The 23,680-nt window shown below is 36.4% G+C and carries 22 protein-coding genes; 8 read left to right on the forward strand and 14 right to left on the reverse strand.

Annotation, left to right across the window (positions count from 1 at the left end):
• The first annotated feature begins 5 nt into the window (after positions 1-5).
• A complete protein-coding gene (locus LF886_RS02655) occupies positions 6-317 on the forward strand; it encodes a hypothetical protein (protein WP_236852595.1) in 312 nt (103 codons plus the stop codon).
• A gap of 36 nt (positions 318-353) precedes the next feature.
• On the opposite strand, the gene LF886_RS02660 is transcribed toward LF886_RS02655, so the two are convergent.
• From LF886_RS02660 to LF886_RS02710, 11 genes are all read right to left on the reverse strand, one after another.
• On the reverse strand, positions 354-965 hold the full coding sequence (locus tag LF886_RS02660; RefSeq protein ID WP_236852597.1) for an outer membrane beta-barrel protein: 612 nt from the start codon (positions 963-965) through the stop codon (positions 354-356).
• On the reverse strand, positions 949-1,764 hold the full coding sequence (locus tag LF886_RS02665) for an ABC transporter ATP-binding protein (protein WP_236852599.1): 816 nt from the start codon (positions 1,762-1,764) through the stop codon (positions 949-951). Before LF886_RS02665 ends, LF886_RS02660 begins: the two co-directional genes overlap by 17 nt.
• Positions 1,764-2,516, reverse strand: coding sequence for an MlaE family ABC transporter permease (locus LF886_RS02670; RefSeq protein ID WP_124535865.1), 753 nt, complete (start codon positions 2,514-2,516; stop codon positions 1,764-1,766). Before LF886_RS02670 ends, LF886_RS02665 begins: the two co-directional genes overlap by 1 nt.
• Before the next feature lie 103 nt (positions 2,517-2,619).
• Entirely contained in the window at positions 2,620-3,948 is a 1,329-nt protein-coding gene (locus LF886_RS02675; RefSeq protein ID WP_236852601.1) for an exopolysaccharide biosynthesis polyprenyl glycosylphosphotransferase, read from the reverse strand.
• An 85-nt stretch (positions 3,949-4,033) separates the two neighbouring features.
• Entirely contained in the window at positions 4,034-4,663 is a 630-nt protein-coding gene (locus LF886_RS02680) for a 7-carboxy-7-deazaguanine synthase QueE (RefSeq protein ID WP_103232231.1), read from the reverse strand.
• 7 nt (positions 4,664-4,670) lie between these two features.
• Positions 4,671-5,555 carry a bifunctional 5,10-methylenetetrahydrofolate dehydrogenase/5,10-methenyltetrahydrofolate cyclohydrolase gene (locus tag LF886_RS02685; RefSeq protein WP_103232232.1) on the reverse strand — a complete coding sequence of 295 codons (885 nt, stop codon included), beginning with the start codon at positions 5,553-5,555 and terminating at the stop codon, positions 4,671-4,673.
• A gap of 47 nt (positions 5,556-5,602) precedes the next feature.
• Positions 5,603-7,243 carry a glucose-6-phosphate isomerase gene (pgi, locus tag LF886_RS02690; protein ID WP_236852603.1) on the reverse strand — a complete coding sequence of 547 codons (1,641 nt, stop codon included), beginning with the start codon at positions 7,241-7,243 and terminating at the stop codon, positions 5,603-5,605.
• Positions 7,244-7,446: 203 nt separating this feature from the next.
• Complete coding sequence (locus LF886_RS02695) at positions 7,447-8,052, reverse strand: hypothetical protein (protein WP_236852605.1); 606 nt, start codon at positions 8,050-8,052, stop codon at positions 7,447-7,449.
• Positions 8,042-8,476: an RNA polymerase sigma factor gene (locus LF886_RS02700; RefSeq protein WP_410685624.1), complete on the reverse strand. Its 435-nt coding sequence runs from the start codon at positions 8,474-8,476 to the stop codon at positions 8,042-8,044. Before LF886_RS02700 ends, LF886_RS02695 begins: the two co-directional genes overlap by 11 nt.
• Positions 8,477-8,575: 99 nt before the next feature.
• Entirely contained in the window at positions 8,576-9,451 is an 876-nt protein-coding gene (locus LF886_RS02705; RefSeq protein ID WP_236852608.1) for a TraB/GumN family protein, read from the reverse strand.
• Positions 9,452-9,476: 25 nt separating this feature from the next.
• The gene (locus tag LF886_RS02710) at positions 9,477-10,520 is read right to left on the reverse strand and encodes a DUF4349 domain-containing protein (RefSeq protein ID WP_236852611.1); all 1,044 of its coding nucleotides are present in this window, start codon (positions 10,518-10,520) and stop codon (positions 9,477-9,479) included.
• A gap of 209 nt (positions 10,521-10,729) precedes the next feature.
• Between LF886_RS02710 and LF886_RS02715 the strand changes: the two genes are divergently transcribed.
• On the forward strand, positions 10,730-12,088 hold the full coding sequence (locus tag LF886_RS02715) for an acyl-CoA dehydrogenase family protein (protein WP_236852613.1): 1,359 nt from the start codon (positions 10,730-10,732) through the stop codon (positions 12,086-12,088).
• Between the two features lie 66 nt (positions 12,089-12,154).
• On the opposite strand, the gene LF886_RS02720 is transcribed toward LF886_RS02715, so the two are convergent.
• Complete coding sequence (locus tag LF886_RS02720; RefSeq protein WP_124535849.1) at positions 12,155-12,532, reverse strand: DoxX family protein; 378 nt, start codon at positions 12,530-12,532, stop codon at positions 12,155-12,157.
• Positions 12,533-12,689: 157 nt separating this feature from the next.
• Here LF886_RS02720 and LF886_RS02725 point away from each other — a divergent pair, with 157 nt between their 5' ends.
• Positions 12,690-12,938 (forward strand): hypothetical protein, encoded by a 249-nt coding sequence (locus LF886_RS02725; RefSeq protein WP_109739121.1) that lies wholly within the window; start codon positions 12,690-12,692, stop codon positions 12,936-12,938.
• A 109-nt stretch (positions 12,939-13,047) separates the two neighbouring features.
• Here the strand turns inward: LF886_RS02725 and LF886_RS02730 are convergent, their stop codons facing one another.
• Positions 13,048-14,160, reverse strand: coding sequence for an AI-2E family transporter (locus LF886_RS02730; protein ID WP_236852615.1), 1,113 nt, complete (start codon positions 14,158-14,160; stop codon positions 13,048-13,050).
• Positions 14,161-14,370: 210 nt separating this feature from the next.
• Positions 14,371-16,776 carry an endopeptidase La gene (lon, locus tag LF886_RS02735; protein WP_236852617.1) on the reverse strand — a complete coding sequence of 802 codons (2,406 nt, stop codon included), beginning with the start codon at positions 16,774-16,776 and terminating at the stop codon, positions 14,371-14,373.
• A gap of 260 nt (positions 16,777-17,036) precedes the next feature.
• On the opposite strand from lon, the gene LF886_RS02740 reads away from it, so the two are divergent.
• From LF886_RS02740 to LF886_RS02760, 5 genes are all read left to right on the forward strand, one after another.
• Complete coding sequence (locus tag LF886_RS02740) at positions 17,037-19,190, forward strand: SurA N-terminal domain-containing protein (protein ID WP_236852618.1); 2,154 nt, start codon at positions 17,037-17,039, stop codon at positions 19,188-19,190.
• 126 nt (positions 19,191-19,316) lie between these two features.
• Positions 19,317-20,267 carry an MlaD family protein gene (locus tag LF886_RS02745; protein ID WP_236852620.1) on the forward strand — a complete coding sequence of 317 codons (951 nt, stop codon included), beginning with the start codon at positions 19,317-19,319 and terminating at the stop codon, positions 20,265-20,267.
• A gap of 11 nt (positions 20,268-20,278) precedes the next feature.
• Complete coding sequence (locus LF886_RS02750) at positions 20,279-21,616, forward strand: (Fe-S)-binding protein (protein ID WP_236852622.1); 1,338 nt, start codon at positions 20,279-20,281, stop codon at positions 21,614-21,616.
• A gap of 89 nt (positions 21,617-21,705) precedes the next feature.
• On the forward strand, positions 21,706-22,491 hold the full coding sequence (locus LF886_RS02755) for a (Fe-S)-binding protein (protein ID WP_103232354.1): 786 nt from the start codon (positions 21,706-21,708) through the stop codon (positions 22,489-22,491).
• Between the two features lie 31 nt (positions 22,492-22,522).
• Positions 22,523-23,647 (forward strand): hypothetical protein, encoded by a 1,125-nt coding sequence (locus tag LF886_RS02760; protein ID WP_236852624.1) that lies wholly within the window; start codon positions 22,523-22,525, stop codon positions 23,645-23,647.
• Positions 23,648-23,680: the final 33 nt, after the last annotated feature.

Below are 23,680 nucleotides of genomic sequence, written 5' to 3' on the forward strand. Positions count from 1 at the left end.
ATATTATGAAGAGTTTATCAATTACCGGACTTATACTTTTGGCTGTTTCTGCATTACTTTTCTATCTAACGACTGATTTTGCCGTAGAACAAATAAAAATCTCTCACATCATGGGAGTGATGGCAGGCGTTGGGATAGGACTTATCATTGGAGGAATGGTAGGATATTTAAGTAAGGGAAGCGCTATCAAAGCGGAACAGAAGAAAAAAGAATTCAAACAGCTGCAGAAAGACAAAGAAGATCTGGAAAAGCAGGCTGCAGAAATTGCAAAACGCCAAGCTGAACTTGAAGATCAAAATAAAAACCCTCAAATTTAATTTGAGGGTTTAAAAGTTGTTATTTTCGATACTTGATTAGAATTTATATCCTAAACCTACCATAAACAAGTTAGGTCTGTTGTCATATCTGATTTCCGAACCGGAAACTCTGTTGATAAAGTTTCTTTCATCCTTACTGAAAGCACCTTCATATCTTGCATTTACAAGAAATTTTTTGATTTCAAGCTGAGCACCAAACTGGTATCCTACTGTAAAATCATTTTTAGCATTTTCTTTAAAGTCGTTGTAAGTATTGTCTTTGTTTAAGTTGAAACTTCCGACAGGTCCAACGAAAACGCCCAGCATATTTCCTAAAAGATTGTATCCCAAAAGAACGGGTACATCTATACGGTTGCTTTTAACATCAAAAGTAGTGTTCTGTGTAGTAAACTCGTTTTTGAAGTGAGTATAGTAGATTTCCGGCATCACAAACAGTGAAGTAGGAAGACCCACTTTTAATGAAAGTCCCACATTGAAACCTACATTATTTTTACCTGTTCCGCCAATGGCATCATTCACTGTTCCTTTAATGTTGGACCATGAAGGTGAGCCTGTAGGAAAAATTAAGTTAGCCTTACCTGCCAGAGAAATCTGTGCAGAAGCCCACATTGAAAACCCTAATAACGCTATACTAAGTGCCTTTTTCATTATCGTCTATTTTTGTATTTGTATTTTCAATCGTTTTATTATTCTCAAGTAAATATTCTCTCAGCTCTTTAAACAGTTCTGAAGAATAAACGAAATCAATCAGATTTTTATTGCCTGCAGTAATCAGAATGTCTTTGTTCCCTTCCCATTCTTTGATTCCCAATCGTAGGTATACAATTTTCTCGCCAATCGTCATCACAGAGTTCATATCGTGAGTATTGATAATGGTAGTTGTATTGTACTCTTTTGTGATTTCATAAAGAAGATCATCAATGATCTTTGAAGTATACGGATCGAGTCCGGAATTGGGCTCATCACAGAATAAATATTTAGGATTGTTGACAATAGCTCTGGCAATGGCAACCCTTTTCTGCATTCCTCCTGAGATCTCTGAAGGGTATTTTCTATCAGCTTTATCAAGATGTACTCTTCCGATTACCTCAAAAACCCTTTTCTTTTTTTCTCTGTAAGTAAGATTGGTGAACATATCAAGTGGGAACATAATATTCTCTTCTACCGTAAGGGAATCAAATAATGCACTTCCCTGAAATACCGTTCCGATTTCTGCACGAAGATGCTGTTTTTCATCTCTGTTCATGGTATTTACATTACGGCCGTCAAATAAAATTTCTCCTGAAGATGGCATATACACATTCAACAGACTTTTTAGAAAAACTGTTTTCCCGGAACCACTCTGCCCAATAATTAAGTTTACTTTTCCTTTATCAAATGAAGTTGAAATTCCTTTCAATACTTCAACGTCATCAAAACTTTTCTTAAGATCTTTTACCTCAATCATTAGCTTAATATTAATTGGGTTAAAATTAATTCGGAAATGATAATAAATACCATTGTCCATACAACTGCCTGTGTACTGGCCCTACCTACTTCCAAAGATCCTCCTTTTACATTGTATCCGAAATAAGACGGCACAGTAGCAATGATAAAAGCAAAAACGGTTGTCTTGGTAAATGCATAGTAAACAAATAAATTGGGCATATACATTTGGATACCAACGATATAATCATTCTCTGTCCAGTTTCCTGTTAATATCCCGGCAATATAACCACCTCCGATACCGAATACAATACTGATAGCGATAAGAAGAGGGTTAAAAATCATACATGCGATAATTTTCGGAAGGATCAGAAAATTGGGTGAATTTACTCCCATAATATCCAAAGCATCTATCTGTTCGGAAACTCTCATCGTTCCGATACTGGATGCAATATAGGATCCTACTTTACCTGCTAAGATCAGACTGATGATTGTAGGTGCGAATTCCAAAACCAATACCGCTTTCGTAGCATATCCTACAAATGAAGGTGGAATAGGAAATGAAGAAGCATCAAAGTTATTGAACATTTGAATAGCAACTACTGCCCCCACGAAGATGGATGTGAAGATGACAAGTCCGAAAGAATTCACTCCCAAATCATTAATTTCTCTCATGAACAGCTTCCAGAAAACTCTCATTTTCTGAGGTTTCTGCAGGGATTTTCCCAAGAGGATCATGTATTCCCCTACTGCTGTGAAAAACTTTTTTAACATACTGCTAAATTAGACTTTTTTATTTAATTGGGCTAGAGTCGAGAATAAGACTAAAGCCTAGTTTTGTGTTAAAATTATTTCAATATTTACCTTATTATGATCTTTATTTGGCATTTTTATCACCTCCTATAACCAATAAAACGGTTTTTAAAATAATAACCAGATCGAGTACAAAGCTCCAGTTTCTTACATAGAAAGCATCCGCCAGCACTCTTTTTTTCATTTCTACTTCCACGTCTCCAAAATCACCACGCAATCCATTCACCTGTGCCAATCCTGTAATTCCCGGACTAACCATACTCCTTAAGCTGTATCTTCCGATTTTTGGTTTATAATAATTGTCTACAGAAAGCATATGCGGCCTTGGTCCTACGACAGACATCTCACCTTTCAATACATTAATGAACTGTGGAAGCTCATCAAGGCTGGTTTTTCTTAAAAATTTACCTACTTTGGTAATTCTGGAATCATTTACAGAGGTTGTTTTCGTTGCAGACTCATCGTTCACAATCATCGTTCTGAATTTGATACAATTGAAAACCTCTTCATGAAAACCATATCTTTTCTGAAGGAAAAAGACCGGACCTTTGGAAGTCGCCTTAATAAGAATGGCAATAATGGGAAATACCCAGGAACAGACCAGTGTCAATATCAGGATAGAAAAGAAAATATCAAAAGTTCTTTTCATCAGAAAATTGGAATAATAATCTAATGGATATCTTGCCTGATTAAGAACCGGCTGGGTTTGTATATATCCAAGATCATACAGGAAAAAATCGCTTTGCGTGATACTCGGAATCAATGAAATATGAATCTTGTTATCCTCCGCCAGTTTGAAAATCTCATTCTCAATCTTTTCATCGTAAGAGTTTTCCATGGATAAAAACAAGGTGTGAATCCCGTTCTTTTTCCAGAAAGTAACCAGTTCACTGATGTTAATATCAGAACTGTCATATTCAAATATCCTGTATCCATAGTCTTTACGGTCCATAAAGATATTTTTCAGAATATCTGTAGACTGATGGTCTCCTAAAAACATTACATTTCTGTAATTAGCTCCCAGAGATCGTAAATATTTGATCGCAAAATAGATCAATGATTTTGTCAGGAAGATGAAAATAAAAAGATAAAATGAAAGCCAGTAAATATCCGAATTGAAAAATGCATTATTACTTACCTTCCCTATAAGCAGAACGCCCAGTATAAAAAAGAGGAAATGGATTAAAAGGCGTTCAAGAAACAAGGTATATGTAAGGTTTCTCGGAATGTTGTATATTTTTGTTCTACCACTCAGAAGTACCCAGAACAAAAACAACAGAATCAGAGAAAAAATATTTTGATACCAGGTTTCTTTATGGTATTTTAAACTTTCGTTTCTGCTTATAAAAAAGAATATAAAAATAGATGCAATAACCATGAGGTCAAGCAACATAATGATCGATTTCAAGTATCTAGAGTATCGAATTCTCTGCATCTAACGGTATTATAGCTTATAAGACCAGCTAATTTACGCTTTTTTAAGGGATATTCAGATATTTATGAGTCTGAACTGAAGCCTGCCATTCCGGATGTTCCAGGATGAAGTCTGTGATCTTAGGATACATGTCATCTCTCTTGCTCCATTCACTTTGAAGATAAAGCCTGCAGTTTTCAGAAACTTTTGAAGCCTGCTCTTGCGCGAAGGTAAAGTCATGCTGATTGAAAATGATCATTTTAAGCTCATTGGCTTTTTGATAGATCTCTTCTTTAGGTAATCCTGTTTTCTTTGGAGAAAGCGTAATCCAGTCAAGGTGCCCGCTCATAGGATAAGCTCCTGAAGTTTCGATATGTACTGTGCACCCCAGTTCTTTTAGCCTAGAGGTCAATATTTCTAAATTCCACATTAATGGTTCACCACCTGTTAAAACAATTGTTTTACAATGTTTGGCAGCCATTTCTGCAATTTCTACTGCATTCATCAAAGGGTGGAGTTTCGGATCCCAGCTTTCTTTTACATCACACCAGTGACAGCCGACATCGCAGCCTCCAAGTCTGATAAAATAAGAGGCTTTTCCAGTGTGTGCTCCTTCTCCTTGTAAAGTGTAAAAATGCTCCATTACAGGGAGCATTTTACCTTCTTTTAATAAAATATCTTCTTCTTTATTCATTTTAAAATTAGTCGTTATAGACCGAAGTTTTGTAAGCGATGATGGTATTTTTCATCAACATTGCTCTTGTCATTGGGCCTACACCTCCAGGTACCGGTGTAATCCAGCCTGCTTTTGCAGCACAGCTGTCAAAATCTACGTCACCTGCAAGGTAATATCCTTTTGGAGAGTCGTTATCCACTCTGGTAATACCCACGTCAATAATTACGGCTCCTTCCTTGATCATATCTCCTTTCAAGAAATGAGGATCTCCCAAAGCGGTAATCACAATGTCTGCTTTTCTTGTGTATTCTTCGATGTCTTTCGTATATGAGTGTGTAAGGGTAACAGTAGAGTTTCCAGGGAAATCTTTTCTTCCCATCAGGATGCTCATTGGTCTTCCTACAATTTTACTTCTTCCGATAATTACACAGTCTTTTCCTTTGGTTTCAATATTATATCTTTCCAATAATGTTAAAATCCCAAATGGAGTTGCTGGCAAGAATGTATCCATTTCAAGAGCCATTTTTCCAAAATTTTCAGGGTGAAAACCATCCACGTCTTTTCTTGGGTCAATAGCATTGATGATCTTTTCCTGATCTATCTGATCTGGTAAAGGCAGCTGAACGATAAATCCGTCTACTGCTTTAGATTTATTAAGCTCGTCAATTTTTTCTAGTAACTCAGATTCAGAAACTGTACTAGGAAATTTAATTAAGCTGGACTGAAATCCTACTTCCTCACAGTCTTTCACTTTAGAGTTTACATAGGCTTTGCTTGCTCCATTATTTCCTACAAGAATAGCCACCAAATGCGGAGCTCTTCTTTTGCTTTCGAGAATCTTGTCTACTTCAACCTTGATCTCTGCTTTTATTTCTTTGGATACTTTAAGTCCGTCAAGAATTTCTGCCATTTTTACTTTTTTACTTTATAGATTTACTTTTACTTTCTTTTTACGTACTATTTATTTTCTTTATAGTAACTGATCAATCCATTGGTAGAGCTGTCGTGAGAGTTTATTGCCTCATTGTTCTCAAGCTCAGGAAGGATTTTACTGGCTAATACTTTTCCTAATTCCACTCCAAACTGGTCGAAGCTGAAAATATTCCAGATAACTCCCTGAACGAAAATTTTGTGTTCATACAAAGCGATCAGCTGGCCTAATGAAAAAGGAGTTAATTCCTTGAATAATATAGAGTTGGTAGGAGTGTTTCCGTGGAAAACCTTGAAATTGATCAATCTGTCTATTTCTTCATCAGATTTCCCTGAATTTCTAAGTTCTTCTTCCACTTCCTCTTCCAGCTTTCCGAAGGCAAGTGCTTCAGTCTGAGCGAAAAAGTTCGCTAATAATATATCCTGATGGTCAGAAACTTGGTTCGGGCTTTTTGCATAGGCAATAAAATCTGCCGGAATCAATTCTGTACCTTGGTGGATCAACTGGTAGAAAGCGTGCTGACCGTTTGTACCAGGTTCTCCCCAGATAATAGGTCCCGTTTCATATTCTACGAATTCACCATTTCTGTCTACACATTTTCCGTTGCTTTCCATATCTCCCTGTTGAAGATAGGCCGCAAATCTGTCCAAATACTGGGAGTAAGGTAAGATTGCATAAGTTGTTGCAGCGTAGAAATTACGATACCAGATCCCAAGAAGTCCCATTAATACAGGAACATTTTCAGAGAAATCTGCAGTCTGGAAGTGTTGGTCTGTATCAAAAGCTCCTTTTAAAAGCTGTTCGAAGTTTTCATATCCTACAGAAAGAACAATGCTTAATCCGATAGCACTCCAAAGTGAATATCTTCCGCCTACCCAATCCCAGAACTCAAAAATATTTTCTTCAGCAATTCCGAATTTTTTAACGGCTTCAATATTAGTAGACAGCGCAACGAAATGTTTGGCAACATCTTCCTGTTTTCCAGCTTTTAGGAACCAATCCTTAGCTGAATTTGCATTGGTCATTGTTTCCTGAGTGGTAAATGTTTTGGAAGCAATGATGAATAAAGTGGTTTCAGGATTTAAGTTTTTTACCACTTCTGCGATATGGTTTCCGTCCACATTGGAAACAAAGTGAACATCTAATCTTGTTTTAAAATGCTTTAAAGCTGAACAAACCATTACAGGTCCCAGATCTGAGCCTCCAATACCAATGTTCACAACATCAGTGATCTCTTTTCCGCTGAAACCTTTGTGCTCTCCTGAAATAATTTTCTCAGAAAAAGATTTCATGTGGTCAAGAACTCTCTTGATTTTTGGTTTGATATTTTCTCCGTCTACAAGAATTTCACGGTCAGAGAAATCTCTTAATGCCGTATGCAAAACCGCTCTTCCTTCTGTTTCATTTATTTTATCTCCGGAGAACATTTTAGAAATGGCATCCTTTAACTGGCTTTCTTCAGCCAATTGTAATAAAAGCTCCTTCGTTCTTGAATCGATTAGATTTTTAGAATAATCAAAAAGATAGTTGTCCTTTTGCAGGGAAAACTCGCTAAAACGGTTCGGATTATAATGGAAAAGGCTTCTAAGATCAAAATCATTTCCACCGAAGTGTTCGTCAAGTGCCTTCCAGCTATTAGTTTGTGTTGGATTTATTTTTGATAGCATAGTACAGAATTTTTATACTTCAGAAAATCATGTATTAGATCAAAATTACTGACAATCTATAATGATTTATTTCTGATTTGCAAATTTACGGAAAAATAAAACCTCAGATAAATTTGAAGATGAGAAATAACAATTTTTTAAAAAACAAAGCCTCAGATATTCTCTGAGACTTCATTTTTAGGGTGTATAAAAAAGCTGTTAAACTATTCTTCCATTTCATTCAGGATCTTTTCCAATTGTCTGGCACCAGGTCCGTAAATATATTTTGTCCATAAGATAATACTTACTACAATGGCTAAAACACCTATCAATACTAATAAAATGAGTGATAGTTGATGTTTATCGGTAATGTCAGCTAACGACTCACCCTTTTTCTCCAACAGATTAAAAGCGAGTAACCCTAGGGTTATTAGAAAATGGGGAAGTAACAAGAAACCAAAAGACTGGTATCTTTCCATGTTTAACTTGAGTTCGTGATAGATCTTCCACAGGCTGTTTCTTGTGTTTCCGGTATAAAGTTCTGCTTGTTTGTAAAATTGATAAAATCCGAATAAATAATAACAGGATACTACTACCAATACAGCGTAAGATATATAATAAATGATATACTGTGAAGAAGGAAATTGAAATAGTAGCGGGAAGAACCCAATAAGTATGATGGAAAGAACCTGTGCAGGAAATTCCTTTTTCATACTCTTTTGAATCTTTTCTATAGGATGTTTACTTTCTTTTAATTGTTCTATAGTGTCAGGAATATGAACGCTGCCGCCTTCGTTATTCCATTGTTCTTTTAATTGATCAAAATTCATAGCCTGATTTTTTTATGATTTGTTGTATTTTTTCTTTTGTTCTGTTGAGTTTTACACGGGCATTGCCTTCACTGAGTCCTAAATTGTTCCCTATTTCTTTGTGAGACATCCCTTCCATGAAATAAAATATGACTGCTTTTTCTAAAGAGTTCAATTCCTGAACGGCACTGTAGAAGATTTCCAGCTGTCTGTCCTTAGTGGGATTATAGTCTTCCTGTTGTACTTCAAAATAAGTAGAAGCATCTGTGTGGTTATTGGACCTCTGCTTTTCTTTTTTTAAATACGTAATAGCAGTATTGATGGCAACCCGATACATCCAGGTAGAAAACTCACTGTTCCCTTTGAAGGTCTGGTAGGATTTCCAAAGCTGGATAAGGATTTCCTGCTGCAAGTCTTCCCGGTCCTCTACAGAATCTGCATAGATCCGCGAGGCTTTGTACAAAATACCCTTGTGCTGGTTGACAAGCTTTAAAAAAGCAGTTTCAGTTGGATTGCTCACAATAGTTTCATGGTTTGGTTATGATTATAAACTTGATACAGGTTTTACAGTATAACCTTTTGCCTGTAGAAGAGGGATAATACCATTTTCGCCCATAAGATGAGATCCACCCACCGCAAATAAAGAACTTTGGTTTTTCATTATTTCAGGCATTGCTTTTACCCAATTTTGATTTCTGTCGGTAAGCATTGCTTTTTCCTGTTGGGTATTCATAAACCTTTCATCCTTAAAAAGACTGTAAAGTAATTGTACATTTTCATTTTTAAAAGCTTCTATCATCTGTTTAAAAAGGATTTCATATTCCTTACTCATTTTTAGCTGGGTGATGGTGCTTTTCAGGTTATAAGCTTCATTCATGCTTTTCATCTGATCTTCTACCTTTTCAAGTCCTCTGACCGTTTTTTTATCTTTTATTGCTTTCTGAAGAAGTTCTATTTCGTAGAGCTTTATTTCAGTCTGGGGACATGGTATTGCTTTAGTAGAAAGCAGAGCATACAGTGCTTGTGAACTTGATGAGTCAATGCTTTTTAAATCCGTCCCGTAATCAGCCAGAATTGTATTCAGCTCTTTGGCTTCATCCGGAGAAAGCTGATCTGATATTTTTTTATCTGTCTTATACATTTTTTGTAGCGATTTTATTTCAGCAGGATCTGTATAATTGATCTCCATGACAAAATTTTCAGATTTCTCAAGCGCTTTCAATACCTTAGATTTTATTTCAAAATCTTTACTGCATAAGATATGAAAAGTTCCGGTAATATAAGAAGGCTTAGAGAGACCATTCCCGGATACTTCCCATAGCAGGCTGTTGTCATTGTTGGTAGTTGCTTTCTGTGCTTTTGCAGTTGTCATACTCATTGATAATAACGCTGCGAATCCAAGTTTTACTAAATTTTTCATACTATTAATTTTTTTTGATTTTCTATTATTTTAAAGAGTAGGTAAAGCAGGCATTACAATCGTTACAGTTTTTTTTCAAAAAAAATAAAAACCTCCCGGAAAAGGAGGTTGTAAAATCTAAAATTATGATGATAACCAATTGGTTAGGAATGTTTTTTTTATTCTTGAATTTTTGGTTGCCCAGGCTTTGAAATTCTTTTTTTCTTAGGAAATAGATCACTGCAGCTGCAATTAATAGGATCGGCCAGATGTTGATAAGAGCCACTATGATTTTCTGGATCAAGTAGAAACCATAAACAAAGCCATCTTTGGCGTCATAAATGAAATTGTATTTATATTTATTATCAATGCTTGTTGTGTTGGTAACCGCAATTTCTGCAATACGCAATTGAGGTTCTTTGATGTAAATCTGAATGGTGCTGTATTTAAGATCGTCTGTCATATTCATACTTGACAGCTTTTGAAGATTTCCTTCAGACATATTTTTATCATCTAAGTTTACTTTATCCTTATTGGTTTTCAGCTTGCTGATATTTTCAGAGGTTTTTTGATTTCTTTTCCCTTCAAGTTCAGAATATTTGATGTTGGCAGTCACATCTTCCGCATTAATGGATCTGGAATTAAGAAATAATTTGTTCGTATTAATTGACATTAAAAGTTCACCTAGTTTTTCAGTCGGAATATGCACCTGCATTGTATTTTCTGTCTGATATTTTTTGACCAGCATAGCTTCTTCATTAGAAGTGTTGTAGGTGCTTTCAGAAACCACATTACTTTGAAGATTGCTGTTGGTAACAAATCCTCCAAGCTCCTGAACCGATTTTTCAATAGCGATGGTTGCATTGTACACATCTTTTACTTCCATATTGACATCTGCAGTCTTGATGAACTGTTTGTCTTTTACTTTCATATCTGCAACAGATGAGATACTGTCTGATACAACTGCCGTTGCTGAATCTGTAGTAGCATAGGCTTCAAGGTCTGTAGAAGAAACTTCGCCTTTTTTACATGAATAAATACCTAATAAAAGAACAGCAGATAGAGATAATTTAATGTAAGTGGTTTTCATAGCGTTTATTTTTAATGTTTTTGCTTGAGTCAAAGTTCAGTCAGGATCTTTTGTAACGCTTGAAAATCAAAAGTAAAAAACTTGTAAACGGAATATTCTGTTTTAATGAGTTGAAATTAAATGCTTTGTAAAACACGGTTGGGCTTTGCACATTGCTTTCGGAGCAATTTTTGCTTATCTTTTACAAACCAAAACTACAATCTATCATTATGTCAAATACCTTTTCCAAAATCAGAAACGCAATAGGACTATTCACATCCATAGATTTTGATCAGCTGAGTGCCATTTCTCAAAAAGTAGATCTGCCAAAACTGATGCATAATTTTTCAAAACTGGATGATAAACAGCTTTCCGGGCTTATGAAAATGCTTGATCCGGAAAAGAAAAAGAAGGAACTTCCCCCTATTGATGGAGACTTCTATGATATCTACCATACTCTGACTCCCGAACAGCGCGAAATTCAGCTTAAAGTAAGAGCATTCATGGAAAAAGAAGTAAAACCTCTGGTGAACCATTACTGGCTTAGAGATGAATTTCCTTTTGAACTGATTCCGAAATTCCAAAAACTGGATATCTGCGGTGTTACCTATGAAGGATACGGCTGTCCGGGAATGCCTTTCCTGATGGAAGGTGTTATTGCGATGGAGATGGCGAGAATAGATGCTTCTATTGCCACATTTTTTGGAGTACAGTCGGGGCTGGCGATGGGATCTATTTATATCTGTGGTTCCGAAGAGCAGAAACAGAAATGGCTTCCGCAGATGCAGAAATTTGAAAAAATAGGAGCTTTTGGGCTTACAGAACCGGAAGTGGGTTCCGGGGCAGCAGGCGGATTGACTGTAACCTGTAAAAAAACACCTGAAGGATGGGTACTGAACGGTCAGAAAAAATGGATTGGGAATGCCACTTTTGCTGATATTATCATTATCTGGGCAAGAGATTTAGACAGTGGAGAAGTAAAAGGATTTATTGTAGAAAAAGATAATCCTGGATATTCCGTAGAAAAGATCAAAGGAAAAATGGCTTTAAGGATCGTGCAGAACGGATTGATCACCTTAAAAGACTGTCTTGTAACCGAAGAAAATCGTTTGCAGAACGCCAATTCATTTAAAGATACTGGAAAAGTACTGAGAATGACAAGAGCAGGAGTGGCATGGATGGCAACAGGTTGTGCGCGTGGAGCTTACGAAAGTGCTTTAGATTATACCCGAAAAAGAGAACAGTTTGGAAGACCTATCGCCTCATTTCAAATGATTCAGGGACATCTGGTAGAAATGCTGTCTAACCTTACTGCAATGCAGACCATGGTTTTTAGGCTGTCTGAAATGCAGGATGAAGGAATTTTAAAAGATGAACATGCTTCGTTGGCTAAAGTTTTCTGTACACTCAGAACAAGAGATATTGTTTCCAGAGCAAGAGAAGTGCTGGGTGGAAACGGAATTTTGCTGGAATATGATGTCGCTCGTTTTGTAGCCGATGCCGAAGCCATTTATTCCTATGAAGGAACAAAAGAAATCAACTCGCTCATCGTAGGACGATCGATTACAGGATTCAGTGCTTTTGTGTAGGGAACAGGTAGTAGATGATAGGTTTCAGGTTATAGGTGCTACAACCTGAAATCTATTACCTGCAGCTTATGAAACTAAATGCTTGTATTTTTCTTTATTGTCAATAATGATCCAAAGGTTGATCAGGAACATCACCCCGGCGATGCTCATGCCCATTGGAGATTTATCCATCGTGAAAACGTGGGTAACAATTCCTACCATGACAGGTAAAATAACAATGGCCCCTAACGCTCTTGTTTTTGGAAAAATGAATAATAATCCGCCAATGACTTCTACAATACCCACCAAAGGCATCAGCCAGCTGATTTCTCCAAAAGCAGAGAAAAGTTTCATTTGCTCTGGAGTAGGTTTCTCCATTGGCATATAATTAAAAAACTTGTTTAATCCGGCATTAATAAACATAAGCCCGAAAAGTAAGCATAAAATGAATTTTACTATTTTCATAATTGATGATTTTACATCAAATGTAAAATAAAAATAGGATTCGTTGATTTAATTTTTATAAAAAACATTTAATTAATGTTAATGATAGGTTAATGTTAGATTTTGAATAATTTTATTATCTATATTTGAGATGCAAACAAAAACTAATAAAAATATTATGTTGAAAAGCTTAAAAAAATTAAACCGTACGGATTTAAGAGAAATTCAAGGGGGCGGTGGCATTGGAAAATGTGATATAGGCCCAATAGGATGTCCATGTAAAATTCCGCCTGGTGATCCTTGTTTAGGTGGGGGCGGAGGTACGACACCACCACCGGATTATGGATACTGTCCGGATATTCAAGCCAATATTCTATGTACAGAAACCTGTCCAAACGGAATGAGCCCATACTGCGCTCTTCCCTAGTAAAATATAAAAAGACTGTCTTGAAAAAGGCAGTCTTCTTTTTTATATAAAGTTCAGGTCCGAAATGATCTCGCTTACCCGTTATTATCCATTATTTATTACTCATATTCTAATCCATTTCCTCCAGGGTAATATTTTTAGAAATCTTATAGCTTTTCTTCTTTTTATTGGGCTTCTGTTCTTCACCCAATAATCTCCCCCAAGGTTTAAGGTCATCCACTCTTTCACAGATAATTTTAATAATAGCAATGGCTGGAATACACAGGAACATTCCTGCAATTCCCCAAAGATGTTCTCCTAAAAGAATACCAATAAAGGAAAATAAAGCATTGATCTTTACTTTGGAACCTACAACAAATGGAAGAACAATATTTCCATCTACCGCATGAATCGCAATATACCCCAATGCAACATAAATACATGTGGAAGGAGTTGAAGTGGCAAATGCTATAAAACATGAAATTAAAAGAGAAATAAAAATTCCCAGATACGGAATGACGTTTAGTAATCCTGTCAGAACTCCTAAAAGAATAGCATATTTCACACCCAGAATTGTAAGAAGGATTGAAGTAAGAATAGATACGATAATTACCTGTAGAAAAAGTCCGAAGATATATTTCTTGGTCATAATACGAATCTCACTTACAGCTTCCTGTACACTCGCTTTATGTCTTTCGTTGAAAACAGTAACGATAAAATTATTTAAAAGCCTTCTGTAATTTAAAATAAAGATAAAAAACAGGGTGAAAAATATAATAAATCCGAATCCCGTTGAAAATATCCCAAAAGTAAACCCTAAAATCATTCCTGAAGAAGATAGTAGTTTATTCAATCCCTGGTTGATATAATCTACCTGTTCATCCACTTTCACATTGAATTTTTTGGAAACCCAGTGCTGCAAACCATTAAAAACAGTTGTGAACTGTTCTTTAAGGTGGGGAAGATCCTTGCTGAAATCAGAGAGCTGATTGGTAAAGAAATAAATGATTCCACCTAAAATCATCAGCATAATAAATACCGAGGTCATGGTAGACATTGATCTTGGAAACTTTAACTTTTTTTCCATAAAAGTGGCAGCCGGTAAAAACAGCATAGCTAGCAGGAATGCTAGAAAAAACGGAGCTAAAATACTCTGTCCTAATGCCAGAAGATAACCAAGGCCGATAATGGAAACCACCACCAGCGAAAGCTTGAGAAGGAAAGGGAGTCTAAGAAAATTCATAATCTATAAAATCTGTAGTGTGGAATAAAAATAAGAAAACCCCACTGAATTGAAAAATTTTTATTCAATCCTTCAGGGTTTTTCTTGTAATGAAGCAAATTTTATTCCACCCAATAAATAAAATTCTGTTTTTTTATTTATAAAACAGAAACACGCTCTGAATATCAGAACGTGTTTCCTTATTGAGAAGTTAATATGTTATAAATTGTTTTATGCTTCAATAGCGATGTCAATTACTTCCTCCATTCTGTTGACGTAATGGATGCTTAGATTTTTCAAATAATCTTTTTTGATCTCTTCCACGTCTTTTCTGTTGGCTTCACAAAGAATAACATCTTTGACTCCTGCTCTTGTTGCAGCAAGAAGTTTTTCTTTGATTCCTCCTACAGGAAGTACTTTTCCTCTTAGTGTAATTTCTCCCGTCATGGCAAGGTGAGGTTTTATCTTTTTGTTTTTAAAAGAAGAAACCATTGAAGTCAGCATCGCAATACCCGCAGAAGGTCCGTCTTTAGGAGTTGCTCCTTCAGGAACATGGACGTGGATGTTTTTCTTATCCAGTTCTTCCTGAGAGATTCCCAGTTCGTCATGCTTGGCTTTAATATATTCCAGGGCAATCGTAGCAGATTCCTTCATTACTGTTCCTAGGTTTCCGGTCATCGTCAAAGAACCTTTTCCGTTGCTTAGGATACTTTCAATATAAAGGATATCCCCACCAACACTTGTCCATGCAAGACCTGTTACAACACCTGGAACCCCGGTGATTTCAGATAAGCTTCTTGGTCTTGGTACACCAAGGATCTCATCTACTTTTTCCACTGAAATTTTTGGATCATAATCTTTTACCAGAGCAGTCTGAAGAGCTGCCCATCTTGCAACGGCAGCAATTCTTTTCTCCAGAGTTCTTACACCGCTTTCAGAGGTATGGGCTTCTATAATATGCTTAAGCTCTACATTTCCAAGTTTGAATGATTTAGCATCTAAGCCATTTTCTTCCTGTTGTTTCTTGATTAAATGTCTTTTCGCAATCTCAGTCTTTTCTTCCAAGGTATAGCCGGCAATCTGAATGATTTCCGTTCTGTCCAAAAGAGGAGTCTGTATCGTTGAAAGAGAATTGGCCGTAGCAATGAACATTACTTTTGACAAATCATACCCCATCTCAAGGAAATTGTCATAAAAAGACTTATTTTGTTCAGGATCAAGAACTTCTAGAAGTGCTGAGCTTGGGTCACCATGGATACCTTGTGCAATTTTATCAATCTCATCAAGAACGACTACCGGGTTTGAAGTACCGGATTTTTTGATAGATTGCAAAATCCTTCCCGCCATAGCACCAATATATGTTTTTCTATGTCCGCGGATTTCGCTTTCGTCATGAAGACCACCGAGTGATAATCTTACATATTTTCTTCCTAAAGCATCTGCAATAGATTTTCCTAAAGATGTTTTACCCACTCCCGGAGGCCCTACCAATAATAAGATAGGAGATTTCATGTTGTTTTTTAATTTTAAAACAGCCATGTGCTCCAGAATTCTTTTCTTGATATCTTCCAGTCCGAAATGTGCCTTGTCTAGTACCTTTTCAGCCTTTGCAATATCAAAAATATCTTTTGTATAGGTTTCCCATGGAAGATCTGTAAAGAAATCCAGATAGTTTCTCTGTACATTATAGTCCGGAGAATTAGGATTCTGACGTTGCAGCCTGTTGATTTCCTTTTGGAAATGTTCCTCTACTTCCTTGCTCCATTTCTTCGTTTTAGCCTTGGTAATTAGATCTTCAATATCACTTTCAGGTCCTCCGCCCAGTTCTTCCTGGATGGTTCTGATCTGTTGATTCAGAAAATATTCTCTTTGCTGCTTGTCAAGATCTTTTGAAGTCTTCTGATGAATTTGATTTCTCAATTCAAGTTTTCTGAAATCCTCATGCATCATTTCGTAGCATTGCTTAGCCCTTATCATCAGGCTTTTCTCTTCAAGAAGCTTTTGCTTGGCAATCGAAGAAAAATTGGCGTTGGTACAGATGAAATTCAGAAGATCATCATTATTGTTGATGTTTTTGATTGCGAAATTTGCTGCATTAGGAATATTAGGGTCCAGTTCAATGATCTTTAAAGCAAGATCCTTGATATTTTCCAGCAATGCCTCGTATTCCTCCTGATCTTTAGGCTGGGTATCTTTTAATTTTGATATTTCTGCTCTGAAATAAGGTTGGTTTTCAATGATCTTTTTAATCTTAAATCGGTGAAAACCTTTTGTAATAGCAGTAATATTACCTTCCGGGAGCTTGATGATCTTAATGATCTTGGCCAATGTACCGGTTGTATAAATATCTTTTTCGGAAGGTTGTTCCACATCCGAATTTTTTTGGCTTACAATTCCAATGAAATCTCCGTTCTTTTGTGCTTCCTCAAGAAGTTGTATTGAGGTCTTTCTCCCTGCAGTAATAGGAATTACCACATTGGGGAACATGACCATATTTCTTACGGGAAGTATAGGGAATATTTTCTGTTCGGAATTTTTATCAGTCTCTGCGAAGTCGGAAAGATTGATTTCTTCAGTGACAATATCAAAACCGTCGCCGATCATTTCTTCTAAACTAATATCTTCAAATTCTGTCATAGTCAATCGAATGACAAATTGTCATTTTCGTTTTTTATCGTTATTGGGATTTTTTATAAGATGCGCTGAAAACGTGTGGCATATTATAATATTCTAGAAATGCACAATACTTATGCCATTTGTTTTTTACTTAAAAATGCGGTCAAAATTTCCTTTTTTAGTTAATCTTTACATTAAAAGTCAAAATTAAGCACTTCTATTTCTGTAATTTCTTAAAAATGTGTATTTTCGCAAACTGATAAAAAACTATAATTTATAAAATGGCAATTTTAGGACAGATTAGGAGTAAGCCTTGGCTTTTAATGGGTGTAATAGCCTTAGCGCTTTTGGCGTTCTTGGTAAACCCGGATAGTATCGACAAGGTTTTTGGTAAGAATCCTGACGTTTTAGGAAAAGTAAACGGTGAGAAAGTCACCCGCGAAGAGTTCAATGATCAACTTTTCGTGCTGCAGCAACAGGCTGAACAACAAGGTCGTCCAAAAAACGGTCTTGAAGAACAGGCTTGGCAGTTACTTGTACAATCTAAACTTATCAAACAACAGTTTGAGAAATTGGGCTTTGAAATGACTGATGATTATTTCTGGAATCAAATCCAGTACGATCAGATGTTTGCTCAGAATCAACAGTTCTTTGATGAGAAAGGTAATTTTAAAACTCAAGAGCTTAAAAAAGAAATTGAAACATTAAAAAACACCAATCCTCAAGGATATGCTCAATGGTTGAAAACTAGAAAGACAGTTGAGTATAGACTAATGGCAAGACAGGTGTTTACAAATATTTCAGCAGGTGTTACTACAGGTAAAAAAGAAGCTGAAGAATTGATGAAGCAGAGAGATCAGCTTGCAGATATCGACTTCGTGAAAGTAGACTATGCAGCTTATCTTCAGAAAACAAAGATCAGTGTTTCAACACAAGATCTTGCGAACTACATCAAGCAGCACCCTGTAATGTTCAAAGCTGAGCCGAGCAGAAATATCGGTATCGTATTTTTCCCATCTAAACCTAGTGCGGCAGATGATGCAGCAACTCTGAAAGAGATTACAAAACTTTATTCAGGAGGTACAGATGCAAGTGGAGGTGCTGAAAACTTCCAGAATACGAAAAATGATTCCATGTTTGTAACGGTAAATTCTGATGCGCCATTCAACCCTCAATATGTGAATCCTACACAATTGCCTCCAACTATAAAAGATCAAATCACTGCAGCAGCAGTAGGACAGACTTTTGGCCCTTATAAAGAGCAGGATGTATACGTAGTTTCTAAGCTTGTAGGTAAAAGAGCTTCAGATTCTACATTATCAAGACATATCCTTATTGCTTTCAAAGGAAGCCCGGCAGGTGAAGGAGTAACAAGAACTAAGGAGCAGGCTAAGAAATTGGCAGACTCTATCGGTGCTATTGTAAAAGCAACTCCAGCTAGATTTACAGAATTCCTTAAGGTTTCTAGTGATCCAAATTCTGCAGCTCAGGGAGGTAGCTTAGGATGGACAACTCCGGAAACGCCTTTCGTTCCTGAGTTCCTTACTTACCTTGCAAACAATCCAAAAGGAGCTACAGGAGTAGTAGAAACACAGTTCGGTTACCATATCATCAATATTGAAGATAAAAAATCAGGATCAATGGGGTATAAAGTTGCTAACCTTGTGAAAGCAGTTAAACCTTCAGATGCTACTGAGGCTGATACAGATAAAAAATCAAGAAAATTCATTCAGCAGGTTCAAGGAAAATCTTTCAACGATTTCGTGAATATTGCTAAAAAAGGAAACTATCAGTTCACCAATCCAAAAGCAGCAAAAAGATTTGAAGGTCAACTTCAGGGCTTAGGTACTGAAAAAGATCCGGAAATCCTTACTTGGGCTTTCGATAAGAAAAGAACTAAAGGAGATACTGAATTATTTACAGTAGAAGGAACAGGTGATAAAATTGTAGTTTATCTAAACGGAAAACAAGATGCAGGTCTTGCTGATCCGGAATCTGTGAGAGATCAGATTGAAGTTCTTGTTAAAAATAAATTGGCAGCAAAACAAATCTCTGATAAAATTGCAGCAGCTAAAGCTTCAAGCTTAGATCAGATTGCTAAATTATTCGCAGCTCCAAAACAGTCTGCTCAAGTAAACCTATTGAACCCTTCAATAGCAGGTACTATGGAACCTAAAGTTGCCGGTGCAGCATTTGGTGTTGCAAAAGGTAAACTTTCCAATCCGGTTGAAGGTGGAACAGGAGTTTATGTTTTGATCAAAAAATCAGAAACAGTAAACAAACAACCTGGAGATCTTAAGCAGTTCACAGAGTCTCTTACTCAAAGAAATTCCGGAATGTTCGGACAAGCTTGGATGAAGAGTCTTCAGGACAATGCAGATATCGAGGATTACAGAATTGAGATCTGGAACAAGCTGGGAAATCAGCAACAATAAGAAATTCATTTCAATGATATAAAAAGCGACAAATTTTTTGTCGCTTTTTTTGTATTTATCGCAGAACAATAAAGGAAAAGATTTATTTAAAATGTACTATATTTGCTTATTAGAAAAAATTAGCAAGTGAAGTTCAGTAAAGAAATAAAAGCAGGTGTGATTACACTTCTGGCTATTGTAGGTTTTGTGGTGTTGTTTCAGTTTATGAAAGGGAAGAGCCTTTTTACTACTGACAATATATTTTACGCAAAATATGATAATGTAGAAGGCCTTGCGCAGTCTTCAGCAGTTTCTATCAACGGTTTGAAAGTAGGGCAGGTGGATAAGATTATTCCTCTGACCGCGAAAGACGGTAAAATCAGTTTTGTTGTAAAAATTACAATAGATAACAAATTCGAGTTTTCGAAAAATTCATCATTGGAAATCTTTGAACCAGGATTAATGTCCGGTAAAGAGATGAGAGTAAACCTTGCATATGGAGGTCAGACGGCTAAAGACGGAGATACTCTGAAAGGTGCTTTCAAATTGGGAACACTCGGAAGTCTTTCTTCTCAGGTAGGCCCGGTAAAAGATCAGCTGCAGGTAGTGCTACACAGAGTAGACTCTCTAATGGCTAATGCCAATCTGCTTGTTGATGCTCAAAACAGAGCTGAAATAAAAGCTTTATTATCCAATCTTAATAAAACAGTAGGAGCATTACAGACTACAGCCGGAAGTGTAAACAGTCTGGTAGGACACAATGACCCTAAACTGCAGAAAGTATTGGATGATGCAAGTCTTACCATGCAAAGTGGAAAAGTGACTTTGGATAAATATGGAACCCTGGCTCAGAGCATCGATACTAAGCAGTTGAATTCAACAATTGCCAACTTAGATGCTACAGTAGGAAAATTGAATCAGGTGATTGGCGGTATTGATAAAGGAGAAGGAAGTTTAGGGAAACTGATGAAAGATGATCAGCTTTATAACAACCTGAATTCGGCTTCTACTAACTTGAATTCATTAATCGAAGATATGAAAGCGAACCCGAAGAGATATATCAACTTCTCGGTTTTCGGTAAAAATAACAAAGACTAATACGCCACCTTATGCAGTACATTGGTAACATTATTTTCCTGATTTTATTAGTGGCAGGATTTGGGCTGTTTGCTAAAAGCCTGCTGAAAATCTACAGAAATATCAGGTTAGGTCACGAAATCAATAGAAACGACAGAAAAGGAGAACGCTGGGGAACCATGGCTCGTGTAGCGATGGGACAGAGTAAAATGACGGCACGTCCTGTTGCCGGAGTTCTACACCTTTTTGTATATGTAGGTTTTGTGATTATTAATATCGAATTAATAGAAATCATTGTTGATGGAATATTTGGGACGCATCGTTTTCTATCAAGCATTTTCGGACATACATTTTATAATTTCTTCACCGCAACATTAGAAGTTTTAGCACTTTTGGTGGTCATTGGAGTTGTTATCTTCTTTATCCGTAGAAATTTTTACGGAGTTAAGAGATTGACAATGAAAGAACTTTTTGGGTGGCCGAAAAATGATGCAAACTGGATCTTGATCATCGAGTTTGCTCTGATGATGGCTTTCTTTAAAATGAATGCTTCAGATTTTATTTTACAGACGAGAGGCATTTTTCCAGAACATGGAAGCTTCCCGATCAGTGAATTGACATTAGTTCCGTTTTTGGAAATCTTCAGTTTTGATAGCGGATTTTTGATGTTTACAGAGAAAGCCGCTTGGTGGTTCCACTTTGTAGGGATTCTTTTCTTCATGAACTATCTTTATTACTCAAAACATTTGCATATTATCCTTGCGTTTCCAAGTACATGGTATGCCAATCTTAATAAAAAAGGGAAATTCAACAATCTTGACTCTGTAACCAAAGAGATCAAATTAATGATGGATCCCAATGCTGATCCCTACGCAGCTCCGGCTGAAGGTGCTGAAGCAGATACTCCTTCTAAATTTGGGGCAGAAGATATTTTTGATCTGAACCAGGTACAGCTTCTTAATGCATACTCATGTACAGAATGTGGACGTTGTACTTCCGTTTGTCCGGCTAATATTACCGGGAAAAAACTTTCTCCAAGACTGATTCTGATGAAAACCAGAGACCGATTGGAAGAAGTAGGAAGAAATATTGATAAAAACGGAAAATTTGTTGATGACGGTAAAAAACTGCTCAACGATTATATTACAAAAGAAGAACTTTGGGCATGTACAACATGTAATGCATGTACAGAGGCTTGTCCGGTATTGCTTGATCCGCTTTCCATTATTTTTGAGATGAGAAGATTCCTGGTGATGGAACAGTCTGCTGCGCCACAGGAACTGAATCTGATGATGACCAATGTGGAAAATAATGCTGCTCCTTGGCAGTATAATCAGGCAGACCGTCTGAACTGGGCAGCGGAAAACTAGATAATTAATCAATTTGTAAGTTTGAAATTGATTAAAGTCTACATCATTTTCAAATTTCCAAATTCTCACATTTTCAAATTGAAAAAGAAATGGATTTCAATATAAAAACAATGGCAGAATATGCTGCCGAAGGAAAAGCCCCGGAAGTTTTATTTTGGGTTGGATGTGCGGGAAGTTTTGATGACCGTGCTAAAAAAATTACAAAAGCATTTTGCAAGATATTAAACAAAATAGGGGTTGAATTTGCTGTATTGGGGCAGGAAGAAAGCTGTACCGGAGATCCGGCTAAAAGAGCAGGAAATGAATTCGTTTTCCAGATGATGGCCCTTACCAATATTGAAGTGCTGAATGCCTATGAAGTAAAGAAAATCGTAACGGCTTGTCCACACTGTTTCAATACCCTGAAAAATGAGTATCCAAGCTTAGGAGGACACTTTGACGTAGTGCATCATACTCAGTTCCTGAAAACCTTGATGGAAGAAGGAAGACTGAAAATAGAAGGAGGAGCATTCAAAGGGAAGAAAATTACATTCCATGATCCGTGCTATTTAGGACGTGCCAATGATGAATATGAAGCTCCAAGACTATTGCTTGAAAAGCTGGATGCAGAGCTTGTAGAAATGAAGCGTTGCAAGACCAACGGACTTTGCTGTGGAGCAGGGGGTGCACAGATGTTTAAAGAACCTGAAAAAGGAAACAAAGACATTAATATTGAAAGAACGGAAGAAGCTTTATCTTTTGAACCTAAAGTAATTGCTACTGGATGCCCTTTCTGCAACACGATGATGACGGATGGGGTAAAACACTTTAACAAAAATACTGAAGTTGCCGTAAAAGATATCGTTGAACTTCTTGCTGAAGCAGAAGATTTATAGTTGTAATCTTATACAGGTTTATGAAAGTAAAATGGAGATTCTCCTTTTTGTTTATAATTTCGATACTTACTCTTCTTACATTCTGGAACTACCAAACAGAGTATATGACTGGGATATGCCAGGCTATCTGGGATCTATGTATACTTCCGAATTTCCGGACTCACCGGATAAAGTTAGAATCATTACGTATCAAGAAATAAAAAAAGAGGCTCCTGCAGAGCATTACGCAGACGTAATCGGAATAAAGCAATGGGACATTCCCAGGCAGTATTTCGTAAAAAATACACAATCTTTTACAGAACAATTACCCTATTTTCAAATCAAAATAGGGTATATTCTTGTGATAACTCTTTTTTATAAGCTTGGACTTTCCTCCCCAATGGCCGTCCTGTTTACCAGTCTTATTTCTTACTTTTTTTCAGGATTATTATTATTTTATATTCTAAAACTCCTGTTTCCGAAGAAATACTGGCTTGCTGTACTATTAACGGTAGCTGCTATGCTTTTGCCGCCAATGACCTATATGTCCAGGGTTTCTACACCGGATATGTTTATTTTTCAGTTTATGCTGATCTTTATTATTGCTTTGATTAAGAATTGGAGCAAATGGATCATGTTTCTGCTTCTTTTTGGAATCACTTTCATACGTCCGGACTATATTACTTTTACTCTGACTTATATCATCGCTGTCTTCTTCTTTTACTACATTAGAGAAAAGAAAATTGATGTTTCCCTTATTGCGCAAGGAACAGTACTTTTACTAATGTACCTGGCAATTATTAAATTTTACCATTATCCCGGTTGGAAAGACGTCTTTTATGACACGTTTATAGACAGAAGACCTATTATCTCTACCCATCCTATCGATGTCAGTGTAATGGAGTATTTAAGCATTATTTATATTAAAATTATTTACTTTAAAAAAGTGACATTATCCGTAGCGATTATGATTGGCGTTATTTTCTGGAAATCAAAAGATATGTGGGTAAGGATGATCTCAGTTCTTTTTCTGGTGAATGTTTATATTAAATTCTTTTTCTTTCCGCAATCGGCGGCACTACGGTTTTTCTTTCCGTTTATTTTCCCGCTTTTCATTATGATGCTTTATGTACTGAGCAAAAAATACAATGATCTTAAACTCGAGAAAATTGCGTAATTTTGTCTTTTAGATGGTAAGGATATGAAATCA

The organism is Chryseobacterium sp. MEBOG07 (assembly GCF_021869745.1).
Classification (GTDB): domain Bacteria; phylum Bacteroidota; class Bacteroidia; order Flavobacteriales; family Weeksellaceae; genus Chryseobacterium; species Chryseobacterium viscerum.